Below are 16,300 nucleotides of genomic sequence, written 5' to 3'. Positions count from 1 at the left end.
TTGGACGGAGGAATCACCTGGTTAGGAGGCTAGAGGGACTTCTGATGCCGTAAGTCCGTTTTCGTGATATCGGCGGCCGATCCACGCCGGTGGGTGCGCCGGGGCGCGGAGCGTCCGGGGCGGACGGCAGAATGCACGACGGAACCCACCCGAGAAGGCGGATCAGATCGTGACCCAGTCTGTTCATCAGCGGATCGCCGACGAGCTCAGCGTCGCCGAACGTCAGGTGCGGGCGGCCGTGGAGCTGCTCGACGGCGGCGCCACCGTGCCGTTCATCGCCCGATACCGCAAGGAGGCCACCGGCTCACTCGACGACGCGCAGCTGCGCACCCTCGAGGAGCGGCTGCGCTACCTGCGCGAGCTGGACGAGCGACGCGCCGCGGTGCTGGAGTCGATCCGGTCCCAGGGCAAGCTCGACGAGGCGCTGGAAGCGCAGATCATGGCGGCCGACTCGAAGTCCCGGCTCGAGGACATCTACCTGCCGTACAAGCCCAAGCGGCGGACCCGGGCGCAGATCGCCCGCGAGGCCGGGCTGGAGCCCCTGGCCGACGCGCTGCTCGGCGACCCGACCCTGGACCCGCGGGAGGCGGCCGCCGGATACGTCGACGCGGACCAGGGGGTGGCCGACCCGGCCGCCGCGCTGGAGGGCGCCCGGGCCATCCTCATCGAGCGGTTCGCCGAGGACGCCGACCTGATCGGCACGCTGCGGGAGCAGATGTGGTCGCGGGGCCGGCTGGTCTCCCGGGTACGCGACGGCCAGGAAAGCGCCGGCGCCAAGTTCGCCGACTACTTCGACTTCGCCGAGCCGTACCCGAAGCTCCCCTCGCACCGGATCCTCGCCATGTTGCGCGGCGAGAAGGAGGGCGTGCTCGACCTGACCATGGACCCGGAGCCGGAGGGTGACTCCGACGCCGTGGCCAGCGGCCCGACCCGGTACGAGGCGGCGATCGCCGGCCGGTTCGGAGTCAGCGACCAGGGGCGCCCGGCGGACAAGTGGCTGACCGACACGGTGCGCTGGGCCTGGCGCACCCGGATCCTCATCCACCTCGGCGCGGACCTGCGGATGCGGCTCTGGCAGGCGGCCGAGGAGGAGGCCGTGCGGGTGTTCGCGACCAACCTGCGCGACCTGCTGCTCGCCGCGCCCGCCGGCACCCGGCCCACCATGGGCCTGGACCCGGGCCTGCGGACCGGCGTGAAGGTGGCGGTGGTGGACGCCACCGGCAAGGTGGTCGCCACCCACACCATCTACCCGCACGAGCCGCGCCGGCAGTGGGACGCCTCCATCGACGTCCTCGCCAAGCTGGCCGCGGCGCACCGGGTGGAGCTGATCGCGATCGGCAACGGCACCGCCAGCCGGGAGACCGACAAGCTGGCCGGCGACCTGATCAAGCGGCACCCGGAGCTGAAGCTGACCAAGGTGGTGGTGTCCGAGGCCGGCGCGTCGGTCTACTCCGCCTCCGCGTACGCCTCGCAGGAGCTGCCCGAGCTGGACGTGTCGCTGCGCGGCGCGGTCTCCATCGCCCGCCGCCTCCAGGACCCGCTCGCCGAGCTCGTGAAGATCGACCCGCGCTCGATCGGCGTCGGGCAGTACCAGCACGACCTGTCCGAGGTGAAGCTGTCCCGCTCGCTGGACGCGGTGGTCGAGGACTGCGTCAACGCGGTCGGCGTCGACGTCAACACCGCCTCCGCTCCCCTGCTCACCCGGGTCTCCGGCATCGGCGCCGGGCTGGCGGAGAACATCGTGCTGCACCGGGACGCCAACGGGCCCTTCCGCACCCGGGCCGACCTGAGGAAGGTGCCCCGGCTCGGGCCGAAGGCGTTCGAGCAGTGCGGGGGCTTCCTGCGCATCCCCGGCGGCGACGATCCGCTGGACTCCTCCAGCGTGCACCCCGAGGCGTACCCGGTGGTGCGGCGGATCCTCGCCCACACCGGGCAGGAAGTCCGCTCGCTGATCGGGCAGAGCAGGATCCTGCGCGGACTGAAGGCGACCGACTTCGTCGACGACACGTTCGGCCTGCCCACCGTCACCGACATCCTCGCCGAGCTGGAGAAGCCCGGCCGCGACCCGCGCCCCGAGTTCCGGACGGCGACGTTCGTCGAGGGGGTCGAGACGATCGGTGACCTGAAGCCCGGGATGGTGCTGGAGGGTGTGGTCACCAACGTGGCCGCGTTCGGCGCGTTCGTCGACGTCGGCGTGCACCAGGATGGTCTGGTGCACGTGTCGGCCATGTCGCACACCTTCGTGAAGGACCCGCGGGACGTGGTGAAGTCCGGCGACGTGGTCCGGGTCCGGGTGCTCGACGTCGACGTACCCCGCAAGCGCATCTCGCTGAGCCTGCGGCTGGACGACGAGGCGCCGGCTGGCGGTGGTCGCCCGGCTGACGGCCGGCGCGAGCGCGGTGGCCAGGGCGGCGGCGCACGGGGCGGCCAGGGCGACGGCCAGCGCGGCGGTCAGGGCGGCGGTCAGGGCGGTGCGCCGCGCGGGGACCGGGGTGGCTCGCGCGGTGGGCCGCAGCAGCGGCCGGGGCGCGGCGGCGGAGCACCGGCCGCGGCCAACAGCGCCATGGCGGACGCGCTGCGCCGCGCCGGCCTGGCCTGACCCTCGGGCCACGCTGTCGAGCTGATGTCGTCAACGGATCGCCGGAACGCGTCAGCTCGACAGCACGACCGGAAGCGGACCGCCCGGAGCTGACGGCACCGGCGGGCGGACGGGGCGCGCCGGTTGAGGCGGCGCGGCACCGGACGGCTCCCGGCCAGCCGTGATGCGAGGGCGTCCCGGCGGCGGGCCGGCGAGGTCCGCGTACCGTGGCACACGTGGCGGACGACGGCCTGGAGTGGCGGGAGCGGCAGCGCCGCGCGGTGCGGGCGCACGCCGAGGCCGACGCCCGGCAGCGCGCCGCCGAGCAGGCCGAGGCGGCGGAGCTGGTGGCCCGGTTCGCGGCCGAGGCGACCCGACGCGGCCTGCGCCCGGACCGGCTGACCGTGACGTCCTACGACGGCCGCGCCCGCTACCGCACCCGCCTCACGGGGTGGTACGTGGATCGGGCGCGCAGCCGTGCGGTCGACGCCGAGGGACGGTTCTACCTGCTGACCGTGCCGCCCAGCCTCCGGTCGCGGCTGTTCGGGGCCGACCCCGAGCCGACCCCGCCGCCACTGGTCGTCGGGCGCGGTGGCCGGGACGGGGAGTCGATGCCGCTGCGGGACCTGCTCACCCGGCGGCTGGCAGCTGGCGACGACTGGGGCTGAGCCGGCTCAGCCCCCGGCGGCCCGGTATCCGGCCGCCCGGTGGCGGATTCGCCACCACCACAGCTGCTGTACGACCAGGGTGGCAAGGCCGGCCAGCACGATCGCGAGCAGGTTGATCATCAGCTGGAGCGACGAACCTGCCGCCTCCTGCCATACGCCGTACGCCGCCGCCACGGCCACGTTCGCGGCGGCCGGCACGGTGGTCACCGAGATCAGCACCCCGACCAGCGCGCCGGACTTCTTCGAGGTCAGGGAGAGCATGCCGGCGACACCGGCGAGCAGACCGACCACCCAGGAGAGTGCGTCCGGCCGCCAGATGAAGTCGGTCAGCGGCCGGGGCGCCAGCAGCGTGGCCCGGCTGACCAGACCTGCCGCGGTCAACGCCCAGGTGCTCAGCACAGTCACCAGCATTGCGGCCAGGAACCCGACGACCAGGGCCTGCACCGATCGGCCGACCACCCGCCAGTTGCGCCGCAGCAGTGCGACGCTGAGTGCGGCGAGCGGGCCGAATTCGGGGCCGACCACCATCGCCCCGACGATCAGGATCGGCTGGTCGAGCAGCACGCCGATACCGGCGATCATCGTGGCCACCATGATGAGAGCCAGGAACGTCCCGCTAAGCACCGTCTGCTCGCCGGTCTTCGCGGCGATCTCGTCCCAGACCAGTGCATCCTCCCCGTGCCCCGGCGCCTCCCGGGCGGCCCGTTCCGCCGCCGCCGAGAGCGTCACCTCGACGTCGTCGGCGGAGATGCCGCCGCGCGCCTCGACGCCGAGTTCCTGGAGCCGCCGCAGGACGTCGTCGGCGCTCTCCCGGACCACGTCGCACAGCACCAGGTCGCCCTGCGGTTGCCGTGCGGCACCGGACAGCACTGCGAGGTGGGTGACGCCGGGTTCCGCGGCCAACATGTCGACCACTGCGGACGACCGGTCGGACGGTGCGATCACCCGGAGGTGCAACACGGCGGGTACTCCCTGCGGTCGGGCGGCTCACACGCCGCCGGTCGCCGCACTGTACCGATCAGCCGGCCGGCTCGCCCACGCGCGGCACGGACGGCGTGGCCGAGATGCCGTAGCAGTTCATCCGCCGCCCTTCGCGGGTGGTCCAGCTGCCCCGCAGCGTCCAGCCCGCCCGCTCGTAGAAGGCGTTCACCCGGTCGTTGCCGTCCGCGTCGGTGGTCAGGTACGCCGAGGTCACCCCCCGCCGACGGACTCCCTGCCACCAGGTGTCGATGAGCTGTCGCCCGTGCCCGCCGTGCTCGGCGGCGGGGTCGACGCAGATCGAGCTGAGCAACGCCCCCCGGGTCTCGACCGGCGCATCGCCGCGGTAGGCGACCCCACGCAGCACCCGCAGTGCCACCGCCGGGCGACGGAGCACCGCCGGCATGCTCGCCAGCGCGAGCCGCGGGCCGCGCTGCCGCAGCAGCCGGCGGAAGAACAGTTCCGGGGCGACGGTGCCGACGACCATGCCGACCAGCTGGCCGTCGGGGTCCCGGGCGACCGCGGTGACCGCGTCGGGGTCTCGGACGAAGCCGGCGTAGAACTCGCGCAGGAAGGGCTCGCCGAGAGTGGACAGGAAGAACCGGTCGAACGCGCGGACGTGCAGCGCCGCGGCCCGGCGGACGTCACCGGGGCGTAGGACGTCGAGGTCGCCGAGGCTTGCCGGGCTCATCGGCGCCCGCCCGACCGGGCGGCGGCGCGCAGCGCCTCCTCCACCCGTCGTACCCCGGAGGCCAGGGAGTACTCCCGGTCGTAGAACTCCCGGCCGTCCCGGCCGAGCAGGTCCAGCTTCTCGCGTCCGAGCGCGCACACCGCACGGACGGCGTCGGCGATCGAGTGGGGGTCTCCGGGCCGGGCGGTGATCCCCGCACCGCTCGCCGACGCCACCGCTGCGGCGTCACCATCCGCCGCGACGAGCAGCGCGCGGCCGGCGGCGAGGATCGCCTGGACCTTGCTCGGCATCGTGTACGCCGACATGCCGGTGGGCCGAAGGCTGACCACGTGCGCATCGCCGGTGCGCAGCAGCGCCGGCATCCGCTCGGCCGGTAGCCGGCCGAGGAACCGCACGTTCGACAGCCCGTGCTGCGCGACCTGCCGGCGCAGGCGTTCCTCGCACCCCCCTGAGCCGGCGAAGAGGCAGACCAGCCGTGGGTCGTCGACCATCGCCACGGCGTCGACGAGGGCGTCGAGCCCCTGCGCCTCCCCCATCGTCCCGGCGTACACCAGGACGATCTGGTCGTCGCGCAGGCCCAGCTCCGCACGGAGGTCACCCGGAACGGCCGCGAGGTTCTCGTCGGCCCACATCGGAATGTGCACCAGCTTGTGCTCGGGCACCCCCCGGCGGACCAGCAGCTCACCGACACTGGGCGAGATGTACGCCACCTGGGCGGCGGACCGGTACATCGCCGCGCACCAGCCGGCCATGCCCCGGGCCAGCAGCGCGCCCCGCCGTCCCGCGCCGAGGAAGCCGCTGGCCTGCGCGCTGTCGGGCCACAGGTCGAGCACGTGCAGCACCACCGGGATCCGGTGGGCGTAGCGGGCGAACCACATCGGCAGCGAGACGGTGATCGGGGAGTTGCTCACCCAGAGCGCGTCCAGGCCCCGCAGGGCGTCGGTGCCGGAGGCGAGGGCCGAGGCGGCGAAGGTGCCGTAGGTGGCCAGCCGGCGCAGCGGGGAGTCGTCGTGGCTCGGGTAGAGAGCGACGCGGCGGATCCGCACCCCCTCGGCGTCCACCTCGTCCTGCCGTCGGCTCATCCGGTAGCCCGGGGCCAGCCGGCCGGTCGGGTAGTTCGGGAAGCCGGTGAGCACCTGGACCGTGTGGCCGCGTCGGGCGAGGCCGCGCGCGAGCGTTCCGGGCAGCGCCGCCGGCCCCGGCTCGGGGTCGTACCACTGGGTCAGCAGACCGACCCGCATTCGTCACCTCACGAACCATATTCGCAAATAGGCGAATAGTCACCAGAAGGGGCGAAGGGAGTTTAACCTCCGACAAGGCAAAACGGACCAAGGCAGCAAAGAGGAGTTTTGGTGGGAGACAGCAGCCTTCCCTTCGCGTTGCCTGACATCGGCGAGGAGGAGATCGCTGCCGTCACGGCCGCCCTCCGCTCCGGGTGGCTCTCCAGCGGGCCGTTGGTGCCGCGCTTCGAGCAGCGGTTCGCCGAGGCGTGCGGACCGGGCATCAGCGCCATCGCGGTGAACTCGGCGACCGCCGGCCTGCACCTGGCCCTCGAGGCGCTCGGCGTCGGGCCGGGCATGGAGGTGCTGGTGCCGACCTGGACCTTCACCGCCACCGCCGAGGTCGTCGTGCACCTGGGCGCCGAACCCGTGCTGGTCGACGTCGACCCGGTGACCCTGCACATCGACTTCGCCGACGCGGCCCAGAAGGTCACGCCGAGGACCGTCGCGGTGCTGCCCGTGCACTTCGCCGGCCAGCTCGTCGCCCCGGCGCAGCTGCGGGCGTTCGCCGAGCGCCACCAACTGGCCGTGGTCGAGGACGCCGCCCACTCGTTCCCGGCGAGCAGCCAGGGAGTCGCCGTCGGAGCCGGACCGAGCGCGGCGACGGTGTTCAGCTTCTACGCGACGAAGACGATCACCACGGGCGAGGGCGGGATCGTGGTCACCCGCGACCCCGACCTGGCCCGGCGGATCCGCACCACCCGGCTGCACGGGTTCGACCGGGACGGCTTCGACCGCTACCGCAGCGACCGGCCGGCGTGGCGGTACGACGTGGTCGAGGCCGGCTGGAAATGCAACCTCACCGATCCGGCGGCCGCGCTCGGCCTGGTCCAGCTCGACCGCGCGGAGGCCATGCGAGCGCGCCGCGAGGAGATCGCCGGCTGGTACCGCGGGGCCTTCGCCGGACTCCCCCTCGACCTGCCCACGCCGGCTCCCGCCGGCGACGTGCACGCCTGGCATCTCTTCGTGGTCCGGCTACGCCCGGAGGCGACACCCGGCCGGGATGGGTTCATCCAGGAGATGTCCCGCCTCGGCGTGGGCTGCAGCGTGCACTTCATCCCGCTGCACCAGCACAGCTACTGGCGGCACCGGTACCACCTCACCGATGCCACGTTTCCCGTCGCCAGCGCGGAGTTCGCGCGCGTGGTCAGCCTGCCCATCTTCTCGGCCATGACCGACGAGCAGGTCGACCGCGTCATCACGACCGTCCACAAGGTGCTTCAGTGATCAAAAGACTCTTCGACGTCGTCATCGCGGCGGCGGCCCTGATCCTCTGCGCCCCCGTCCTGGCCGTGATCGCCCTGGCGATCCGGCTGGACGACGGCGGGCCGGTGCTCTTCCGCCAGGAACGCGCCGGCCGGGCCGGGCGCAGCTTCCACATCCGCAAGTTCCGGACCATGCGGGCCGGACCCGGCGCCGCCGTCACCGCGGACACCGACGCCCGGATCACCCGGGTCGGCCGGCTGCTGCGGGCGAGCAAGCTCGACGAGCTCCCCCAGCTCTTCGACGTGCTGATCGGCCACATGAGCCTGGTCGGTCCGCGCCCAGAGGTCCGCAGGTACGTCGACTGCTGGCCGCCGCTGGCCCGCTGGCGCATCCTCTCGGTGCGTCCGGGCATCACCGACCCGGCGTCGATCACGTACCGCAACGAGTCGGCGGAGCTGGCCCGGGCGCCGCAGCCGGAGGAGTACTACGTGTCGGTGGTGCTGCCTCGCAAGGTGGAGATGTACGTGCGCTACGTCGAGACCCGCAGCTTCCTCGGCGACCTGCTGATCCTCGCCCGAACCGTGCAGGCGGTCATCGGCCGCTGACCTCACCTGAAGAGGGCCGGGGACCTCGTGGTCCCCGGCCCTTTTCCTCGTGGCTCGGACGGGTCAGCGACGGATGCCGGCCCACTCGTGGTGCCGGCGGACGGTGGAGAGGATGAAGTCGACCACCCGGCGGGAGGTGTCGGTCACCTGATAGTCGGCCGGGCAGGGCACGCCGTCGGCGGCGACCTGCTCGACCACCACGCGGACCGCCTCCACGACCCCGGCCGGGTCCAGCCCGGTCATCACGATGCCGCCCGCGTCCAGCGCCTCCGGCCGCTCGATTGACTCGCGCAACGTCACCGCGGGGAACCCGAGGACCGCGGACTCCTCGCTGATCGTGCCGCTGTCGGAGAGCGTGCATCGGGCCCGGCGCTGCAACTGGACGTAGTCGATGAGCCCGAACGGCTCGTGGAACGTGATCCCGTCGAGGGTCAGCGCATCGGCCGCCAGCACCTCCAGCCGCTTGCGGGTACGCGGATGGGTGGACACCAGCACCGGCAGGCCCCAGGCGTCCCGGACGGCCCGCAGGCAGTCGAGCAGCCGGCCCAGCCGGTCCGGCCGGTCCACGTTCTCCTCCCGGTGCGCACTGACCAGGAAGTACCCGCCCTCGTCCAGCCCGAGCTGGTCGAGCACCGTCGAGCGCTCGATGTCCGGCAGGTAGTGCGTCAGCACCTCCCGCATTGGCGACCCGGTGTGCAGGATGCGCCGCGGGTGCAACCCCTCGGCGAGCAGGTTGCGCCGGGCGTGCTCGGTGTAGACCAGGTTGAAGTCGGCGACGTGGTCGACCAGCCGGCGGTTGGTCTCCTCCGGCACGTTGAGGTCGAAGCAGCGGTTGCCCGCCTCCATGTGGTAGACCGGCACCCGCATCCGACGGGCCATCAGGGCGGCGATGCAGCTGTTGGTGTCGCCCAGCACCAGCAGGGCGTCGGGCCGGACCTCGGCGATGGCGTCCTCCATGCCGATCAGCACCCCGCCGAGCACCCGCCCCAGCGACGAGGTGTCCACCCGCAGGAACCGGTCCGGCTCACGCAGCCGCAGCTCGGTGAAGAACACGTCGGACAGCGAGCGGTCCCAGTTCTGTCCGGTGTGCACGAGGACGTGGTCCACCGTACGGTCCAACCGGTCCAACACCCGGGACAACCGGATGATCTCCGGACGTGTACCGACCACCGTCATCACTCGGGTCATGCCTGCTCCTCCCTACGCCGCCGCCACGGCCGGCTCCGCGATGGTCAACTCCACCGGCTCGGGCCAGGTGTCGGGTCGGGCGGGGTCGAAGACCTCGTTGGTCCAGAAGACGGTGAGCAGTTCCGCCGAGCCGGTGTTCACGATGTTGTGGACCCACATCGTCGGCATGTCCACCACCACCGGCTCAGCACCGTCGACCGGGAACCGGACGACGGCGTCGTCGCCGACGCGGCGCAACCGGATCTCGGCGCTGCCCCGCAGCACGCAGAACCGCTCCACCTTGGCGAGGTGGAAGTGCTCACCCCGGACCACTCCGGGACGACTGGTGGAGCAGAACGTCTGGCCGCCGCCACCGTGCACCTTGACCGTCTCGACCAGTTCGCCGCGCGCGTCGGCGCGGCGGGTGAGCGGCAGCGGGTAATGCGCCGGAAAGCAGTGCGACCGGTAGGTGTTGAACAAGCGGACGGCGTGCCGATCGGTCAGCGGCGGGATCTCGCCGCCCCGGTACAGCGCCGCGAATCCGGCGAGCCGGTCGGCCAGTTCCCGCACCCCGGTACGCAGGCCCGGCATGCCGGCGTCCCACGAGTCGCCCGCCGGAGCGCCCATCAGCCGGGCCGCCGCGTCGGTAACGTGCACCAGGGTCAGCTCCCGGTCCTCGTGCACCTCCGGCGACCGCTGCTCGGCCAGCATCCGGCAGAAGGTGGCCACCACGGAGTTGTAGTAGGGCAGGCCGTGCTCGCCGTACAGGTTGGGCAGCTGCACATCCATCAGGTCGGGACGGGCGGCCGCCAGGGTGACGGCGGCGACCGCCTTGGAGTCGCCGTACGGGGTGCCGTTACCCGCCTGCACCGAGTTGGCGAAGACCACCGTCCCGGGCGGGGTGGCGCAGCGGCGCAGGCCGCGGACGAGGGCGGCAGCCAGCTCGACGTTCCCGGCGGCCACCTCCCGCGGGTCGCCCCGGTTCACCCCGGCCAGGTGCAGCACCCGGTCGACGCCGTTCAACTTCGCCGCCAGCGTCGCCTCGTCGAGCAGCTCGGCGCGATCGATCAGGACCGGGTCCGGCCAGCCCAGGGCGCGGGCGAGCACCCGGACGTGCCAGCCGAGGAAGCCCTGCCCGCCGGTGAGCGCGAGCCTCAGCACGCCAGCACCGGATCCCGCAGGGCCAGCTCCGCGCGGATCTCCGGCAGGGTACGCAGCAGGTCCATGATCTGGGGTACGTCCAGGCGCGGCGCGTTGGCCGAGTTGAAGTCCTCGGTCGCCTTCTCGCCGAGGGCGCCCTCTGAGACGTACAGGGCGTAGTTGAGGTCCCGCGCGTCCAGCGGCACTCGGAAGAAGTCGCCGAAGTCGTGCGCCTGGGACAGTTCCTCGCGGCTGGCCAGCGTCTCGTCCCACTTCTCGCTGTGCCGGACCCCGATCACCTCGAGCTTGAACGGCACGTCGAAGAGCTGGCAGACCGCCTCGGCGAGGTCCCCGATGGTGCACGCCGCGGCCTTTCGGATGAAGACGTCACCAGGGCGGCCGTTGTGGAATGCGTGCTCGACCAGCTCGACCGAGTCGGTCAACGACATGAGGAAGCGGGTCATGGTCGGATCCGTCACGGTGAGCGAACGACCGGCCTTGATCTGCTCGACGAAGAGCGGGATGACCGAGCCACGCGAGTACATGACGTTGCCGTACCGCACGCACGACACGACGGTCCCGCTGTCCGGGTTGTTCCGGGCGTACGCCTGGGCCACCTTCTCCATCAGGGCCTTGCTCATGCCCATTGCGTTCACCGGGTAGACGGCCTTGTCGGTGCTGAGCACGACCACCGAGCTGACCCCGCTCTCCGCGGCGCCCTCGATCACGTTGGCACTGCCCAGGATGTTCGTACGGACGGCTTCCAGCGGAAAGAACTCGCAGGACGGCACCTGCTTCAGGGCGGCGGCATGGAAGACGAAGTCGACGCCGCGGGTCGCTCGCAGCACGCTGTCCCGGTCCCGCACGTCGCCGACGTAGTAGCGCAGCCGCTCGTCGCCGAACACGCGCCGCATGGCGTCCTGCTTCGCCTCGTCGCGGCTGAGGATGCGCACCTCGGCCACATCCCGGTCCAGCAGCCGACGCGCCATGGTCTGTCCGAAGGAACCGGTCCCGCCGGTGATCAGCACTCGGCTACCCGCAGTCATCAAGCTCATTGTTTCTCCCGTTCGTCCCCGACGGGCGGTCGCACCCGCCAGTACGGCGGATCACCACGCGCTGTTTCGAGCCGGACGCTCGCGCCCGATGGGCACGAGGACGGCCTCGGCCGATACGGCCACCCGGGTCAACGACGGGCCCCAGCAGCGGATACGTGTTTCCCGCAAATGCCACAAAAGGCCGTAATCATCTAAACGTCTCGGCCGTTTTCATAGCGGACACTTGCGGAATCACACTCTTCAACACCGTTTGACTGGTAGAACGGTTTCGTGCTGCCCGCTGGCGGACTCCGTCGGCTCAGACGTCCGCCGAGAGCCCACCCCTGCGCGGGCCTCCTGACCCGTCACCGAAGGAGTTTCATGCCGCGCGGTAACTCGTCAGGCTCGAATCGACGCCGACTGGGGACACGACTGGCTCGCCGGCTGTGCATCCCAACCGTCCGACCTGGGAGGGCACGCCCATGACCGCGGCGCCGCCGCGGGTCGGCCGTGTCATGGCCGCGATCCCGCACGCCGCACCGACCGACTACCCGGCCCTGCCGGCCGCCGCGGCCGGTCTACCGTCTCCCCGGCGCCCATCAGCGACATCAGGAACCGGAGCACCAGGCGGAGGCCTGGCCAGCGTGCTCGTGCTCTGCGTGGTGGCCTTCATGACGGCCAGGCCACCCTCGTGGTCGTTCAACTACGCGGCGATCCTCGCGGTCGTCGCCGTCGCGCTCACCGTCCGGCTGCCGCGCCTGCGCACGGCGGACGTCCTCGCGCTGCTCACCGGCGGATGGGCATACGCGAGTCTGATCTGGACGGCCTGGGCCGACCTCACGGCGCCCTCGGCCTACCGTTACGCCTCGGTGTGCCTGCTCTTCGTGGCCGCTCGGCATGTGCTGCGCACCCGGCGCGACCTGTTGCTGGTCGGCTGGACGTTCCTGGCCGGCTGCGCCGTCGTCGCGATCGAGGTCATCACCGGGGCGCGGTCGCAGGGCCCGGTGGACTTGTTCGGCCAGCGATACGGAATCGACGGCATCAACCTGAACTTCACCGCGTACACCCTGACGGCGGGTATGGTGCTGGCCCTGGTTGTCGCCGCGGTCACCACCGGCCGGCGGCTGCTGCGGCTCAGCCCGCTGGCGATCGCCATGCTCCTCGGGTACGCCGTCCTGCTCACCGGGTGCCGAGGGGCAGCCGTCGGCATGGTGCTCGGGGCGGCGGTGCTTCTCATGGCCCGGCTCGTGCCTCGGCTGACCGTGGGCACCCTGGTCGTGGTCATCATCGCGCTCGTTGTGCTGGTGCCGCTCGAACTCCTCCCGGAACGCCAGGTCCTGTGGCTCGACAACCTGTACGACCGACCCACCGGCGACCTCTCCGGCCGCCTCGCCATCTGGCCGTACGCCCTGAAGACGTGGTCGGAGGATTTGCTGACCGGTTCTGGCGCCGGAGTTTTCATCGGCACCAACCCGTTCGAGATCGGACCGCACAACCTGCTGCTGACCGTCGGCAACGATCTCGGCCTGGTAGGTGTGCTGCTCTACTTCGGCGCGATCGCCGCGGCGCTGCTCGCCACCGCCCGCACCGGTCGGGTCAGTTTGCTGTTGAGCGGTACCTTCGCCGCCGCCATGGTCCCGATCTGGCTCAGTGGGCAGTGGGAGACATCGCTGGCGTTCTGGCTCGTCCTCGCGCTGATCAGCGTGCTGCCGCAGGCGGGCGTCCCGACCGGCGGCTGGGCGTCGAACGGCCGGCATCACCAGTCCACTCGCGTGATTCCCCAGTCGCCACCCCGCAGCACACCGGCGAAGATCTCCAGGCCCACTACGGGTTGAGTCGGCGGGCTCGGCAGCACCTCCCTTGCCCGGCCAGGTTCGCAGGCCGGGCCCCGGTCGATTCCACCAGCCAGTCCCCCGGTTGGCCGCCGTCGGCCGGGGAGCGCGGAACCTGATAAGCCGATGAACGCATCCCAGCTGGCGGCCCCGGTGCCGGCTCAGCCTCTGGACACCTCTGCCGCCTGCAACCGCCGGCGGTGCGCCGGCGGGAGGCCGGTCGGGCGGCCAGCCGCCTCCCGGAGCACCTCGGCGAAGCGGGCCGCCACCTGGTCCGCGCGGTGGTGACGCACCGCGTACGCCAGGCCCTGCCCACCGAGGCGGTCGCGCAGGGCGCGGTCGGTGCAGAGCCGGGACAGCTCGGTCGCGAGCGCAGTGGGATCGTCCACGCCGACCACCACGCCGGCCCGCGCCGCGCCGATGTGGGCCATGGAGGCCAGCTCGGCCGGACCGAAGCCGAGCACCGGCCGGCCGGCCGCCAGGTACTGCGGGATCTTGGTGGACAGTGAGTAGCGGGTGTAGCGGCGGTGCTCGGCCGCGAAGGACTCGACGTGTACCAGCACGTCTGACCGGCGCAACACCGCACCCACCTCGGCGCTGTCCAACGATCGGCCCAGCCGGACCGCCGACAGCCCAGCGAACGCGTCACCGTAGTGGACCAGGTCCGCCGTCGGCGCGTGCACCGTGAGCCGGACCGGCACGTCCCGCGCCGCGAGGAGTCCCACCGCATCGCATACCCGACGCAGCGACCGCCAGCGGTCCAGATGCAGGCCGCCCACGTAGACGAGCTCAACCACCGGCCGGTCCTGCTCAAGGTCCGGCGAAGCGTCCGGGGCGGCGAACTCCGCCGCGTTCACGCAGTTGCCGAAGGCGGCAAACGGCAGCCGGTACCGGCGCTCGTACTCGCGGGCCATCGGCCCGCTGATCCCCATCCCGTACGAGCTGTGCCGCAGCGTCTCCCCGACGCCGGCGCGCACGGCGAGGCGGGGCAGGCCGAGCACCTGTCCCTGCGCGTAAAGGGTGCTCGGCCAGTCGTCCATGAAGTGCGGCACCAAGGGCACCCGGCACTCCTCGGCGGCGACCACGGCGAGACGCATTACCCGGATGCTGCCGATGGTCGTGTAGATCACTTCCGGGCGTTGTGCGCGCAGCCACGCACGCACGTCGTGAGGTACCCGGATCGGGCTGAGGTCGAAGAACGCCCGCAACTGGATGCGGAGCCGGGCACGCAGCGGACCGGGGAGCGGCGCGACGGCCGGCTGCTCGACCTCTGGCCCCACTGTGCCGCTGGTAGGGTGCCGGCGGATCCGGTGCCACAGCCGGAGGACGTGGTGCTCCACCGGTGCGTTTTCAAGCACGAACCGCCTGAACGTGCCACCGATCCCCGGCCCCGGCTCCCGGTCTTCTAGATAGAGTTGGGACAGCCGGTCCGGCGGCCAGCCGGCGAAGAGGTTCGACAACGTGATCCCGGTGCCGGTGGAGCGGTCCAGGACCGGCCCGCTCACGATCAGCACCCGAGGGAACTCCTCACGGGACAACAAGTTGCTCACCCGATCCTTCCTCGGTGACGATGCGGCGGTGCCGCCGCAGCGTCCGGTAGTAGCCGCAGAGCGCGGCCGGAGCGACGGTCAGCGCGTAGCAGGCGGCACCGACCCAGGGCACGGCGTTGACCCCGAGCCATTCGGCGCCATACCACTTCCCGATAGTCGACAGCGCCAGAAAGACGGCCCAACCGATCAGTTGCGGCCCGATGACCCCGGCGGCGTTCTGCACCATGAACCGCGGCGAGAGCCCGGCCTGGAGCACCCACCACGCGCCGAGACCAGCCAGCAGCCACGGATCACCATCCATCGGCATCGGAAGCCACACGGCGAAGAGCCGATCGCCGAGCAACACGAAGGCGGCGGCCGGCAGTCCCGCGACGAGCAACGAGACGATCGTCATCCGGCGGGTGATCCGCTGCACCCAGTCGAGCTGCCGCTGCGCCAGGGCATCCCCATTGGCGGGCCAGAGCGGCACGTTCACCAGCGCGGCGACGAGCCCGACCTGGGCCAGCAGCTTCGCCGGCACGGCGAAGGCGGCCACGCTGGACAGGCCGAGCGTGTGCGCGATGATGAGCGTGTCGGCGTTGGTGGCGACCGACATGACCACGGTCACCAGGAAGAACAGGCCACTGAGCCGGATCAACTCCCGGGCGGTCGCCGCCTCCACCGCCCCCAGCCGCGGCCGCAGCTGCGGGCGCTGCCGGCCGAAGAACCAGACCGTGTTCACCAGGTTGACCAGCAACGGGGCGGCGGCCGACGCGGCGATGACCAGGATCGGCGACTGGTCGGCCCAGACCAGCCCGAGCACCGTCACCAGCCCGACCAGGTTGCCCCCGGTCTGCCAGACGTTGCTCCAGCTGACCTGCTGGTAGGCGTACTGCACCCGCACGATCAGCGAGAGCGGGACGTTGAGCACGAATGCGGTGAGGCTGATCAACGCAATGAGGCGGGTCCGCTCGGGGGTGATCTGACCGGTCACGTTGAAGACCGCGACCCACGGGATGGCGTCGGCGAGCAGCCAGAGCAGCCCGGTCAGGAAGACCGCGAGCAGGGAGAGGGTCAGGTAGGCGCTGGATATGTAGCGCCGCGCCCGGACGGTGTCGCCATGCGCGTAGCAGGGGGCCAACTTGGTCATCAGACCGCTGCCCAGCCCGAGGTCCGCGAAGGCCGCCATGGCGGACAGCGAGGCGACGGCCATCCAGAGGCCGTACAGGTCCTTGCCGAGGAACGGCAGAGTCACCGGGACCGTCAGGATCGGCGTGAGGAAACCGGCGGCCCGGCTGACCAGCGCGGTGGCCACGCCCGAGAGCAGTCGCCGGGTGCGGTCGGGTGCGCGGCCGGCGCTGGCTGGGGGCCCGTCCCGGTCGGCGAGCGTCGTGGACACGGCCTGCTCCTACTGGCCGCCGAGCCGCAGCGGCGCCTGCGAGCCGTTCAGGTTCTGCGACAGCCGGGTGGAGGGATCCGCGACCGCCATGACCCGAGTGACTGCCGAGGTGATGTCGACCCGCACCCGCACCGGACCGACGCCGATGAAGGTGGGGCCACCCGTCACCGCTACCTCCACGTCGTCCCCCGTC

Annotated in this window: 14 protein-coding genes; 5 read left to right on the top strand and 9 right to left on the bottom strand. The window is 71.9% G+C overall.

From position 1 onward, the window contains the following. The first annotated feature begins 169 nt into the window (after positions 1-169). Together ACFYM6_RS20250 and ACFYM6_RS20245 are read left to right on the top strand one after the other, a co-directional pair. On the top strand, positions 170-2,599 hold the full coding sequence (locus tag ACFYM6_RS20250; protein WP_387277548.1) for a Tex family protein: 2,430 nt from the start codon (positions 170-172) through the stop codon (positions 2,597-2,599). Between the two features lie 215 nt (positions 2,600-2,814). After that, on the top strand, positions 2,815-3,246 hold the full coding sequence (locus ACFYM6_RS20245; RefSeq protein WP_387277546.1) for a hypothetical protein: 432 nt from the start codon (positions 2,815-2,817) through the stop codon (positions 3,244-3,246). A gap of 6 nt (positions 3,247-3,252) precedes the next feature. Here the strand turns inward: ACFYM6_RS20245 and ACFYM6_RS20240 are convergent, their stop codons facing one another. From ACFYM6_RS20240 to ACFYM6_RS20230, 3 genes are read right to left on the bottom strand one after another with little or no spacing between them, the layout of a single operon-like run. Continuing rightward, positions 3,253-4,206, bottom strand: a complete 954-nt coding sequence (locus tag ACFYM6_RS20240; RefSeq protein WP_387277544.1) for a DUF389 domain-containing protein — start codon at positions 4,204-4,206, stop codon at positions 3,253-3,255. 58 nt (positions 4,207-4,264) lie between these two features. Continuing rightward, complete coding sequence (locus ACFYM6_RS20235; protein WP_387277542.1) at positions 4,265-4,915, bottom strand: GNAT family N-acetyltransferase; 651 nt, start codon at positions 4,913-4,915, stop codon at positions 4,265-4,267. Continuing rightward, on the bottom strand, positions 4,912-6,156 hold the full coding sequence (locus ACFYM6_RS20230; RefSeq protein WP_387277540.1) for a glycosyltransferase family 4 protein: 1,245 nt from the start codon (positions 6,154-6,156) through the stop codon (positions 4,912-4,914). The genes ACFYM6_RS20235 and ACFYM6_RS20230 overlap by 4 nt, the downstream gene beginning before the upstream one ends. Before the next feature lie 111 nt (positions 6,157-6,267). Here ACFYM6_RS20230 and ACFYM6_RS20225 point away from each other — a divergent pair, with 111 nt between their 5' ends. Together ACFYM6_RS20225 and ACFYM6_RS20220 are read left to right on the top strand one after the other, a co-directional pair. Then, the gene (locus ACFYM6_RS20225; protein WP_387277539.1) at positions 6,268-7,422 is read left to right on the top strand and encodes a DegT/DnrJ/EryC1/StrS family aminotransferase; all 1,155 of its coding nucleotides are present in this window, start codon (positions 6,268-6,270) and stop codon (positions 7,420-7,422) included. Continuing rightward, positions 7,419-8,006, top strand: coding sequence for a sugar transferase (locus ACFYM6_RS20220; RefSeq protein WP_387277537.1), 588 nt, complete (start codon positions 7,419-7,421; stop codon positions 8,004-8,006). Before ACFYM6_RS20225 ends, ACFYM6_RS20220 begins: the two co-directional genes overlap by 4 nt. A gap of 63 nt (positions 8,007-8,069) precedes the next feature. On the opposite strand, the gene wecB is transcribed toward ACFYM6_RS20220, so the two are convergent. Genes wecB through ACFYM6_RS20205 form a run of 3 tightly spaced genes read right to left on the bottom strand, consistent with a single transcriptional unit; the run spans position 8,070 to position 11,359 of the window. Beyond that, the gene (gene wecB / locus ACFYM6_RS20215; RefSeq protein WP_387277535.1) at positions 8,070-9,194 is read right to left on the bottom strand and encodes a non-hydrolyzing UDP-N-acetylglucosamine 2-epimerase; all 1,125 of its coding nucleotides are present in this window, start codon (positions 9,192-9,194) and stop codon (positions 8,070-8,072) included. Positions 9,195-9,206: 12 nt separating this feature from the next. Beyond that, positions 9,207-10,334: an NAD-dependent epimerase/dehydratase family protein gene (locus tag ACFYM6_RS20210; protein WP_387277533.1), complete on the bottom strand. Its 1,128-nt coding sequence runs from the start codon at positions 10,332-10,334 to the stop codon at positions 9,207-9,209. After that, positions 10,328-11,359, bottom strand: coding sequence for a polysaccharide biosynthesis protein (locus ACFYM6_RS20205; protein WP_387277531.1), 1,032 nt, complete (start codon positions 11,357-11,359; stop codon positions 10,328-10,330). The genes ACFYM6_RS20210 and ACFYM6_RS20205 overlap by 7 nt, the downstream gene beginning before the upstream one ends. A 632-nt stretch (positions 11,360-11,991) precedes the next feature. Between ACFYM6_RS20205 and ACFYM6_RS20200 the strand changes: the two genes are divergently transcribed. After that, positions 11,992-13,182, top strand: a complete 1,191-nt coding sequence (locus ACFYM6_RS20200; RefSeq protein WP_387277529.1) for an O-antigen ligase family protein — start codon at positions 11,992-11,994, stop codon at positions 13,180-13,182. Positions 13,183-13,340: 158 nt separating this feature from the next. On the opposite strand, the gene ACFYM6_RS20195 is transcribed toward ACFYM6_RS20200, so the two are convergent. From ACFYM6_RS20195 to ACFYM6_RS20185, 3 genes are read right to left on the bottom strand one after another with little or no spacing between them, the layout of a single operon-like run. Beyond that, positions 13,341-14,729: a glycosyltransferase gene (locus tag ACFYM6_RS20195; RefSeq protein ID WP_387277527.1), complete on the bottom strand. Its 1,389-nt coding sequence runs from the start codon at positions 14,727-14,729 to the stop codon at positions 13,341-13,343. Then, the gene (locus ACFYM6_RS20190) at positions 14,707-16,107 is read right to left on the bottom strand and encodes a lipopolysaccharide biosynthesis protein (RefSeq protein ID WP_387277525.1); all 1,401 of its coding nucleotides are present in this window, start codon (positions 16,105-16,107) and stop codon (positions 14,707-14,709) included. Before ACFYM6_RS20190 ends, ACFYM6_RS20195 begins: the two co-directional genes overlap by 23 nt. A gap of 9 nt (positions 16,108-16,116) precedes the next feature. Next, a complete protein-coding gene (locus tag ACFYM6_RS20185) occupies positions 16,117-16,275 on the bottom strand; it encodes a hypothetical protein (RefSeq protein ID WP_387277523.1) in 159 nt (52 codons plus the stop codon). Positions 16,276-16,300: the final 25 nt, after the last annotated feature.

This window comes from Micromonospora sp. NPDC006431, from assembly GCF_042870725.1.
In the GTDB taxonomy this organism is placed as follows: domain Bacteria; phylum Actinomycetota; class Actinomycetes; order Mycobacteriales; family Micromonosporaceae; genus Micromonospora.
Note: the sequence above shows the minus strand (reverse complement) of the source record. Positions and strands in the feature narration are given on the sequence as shown.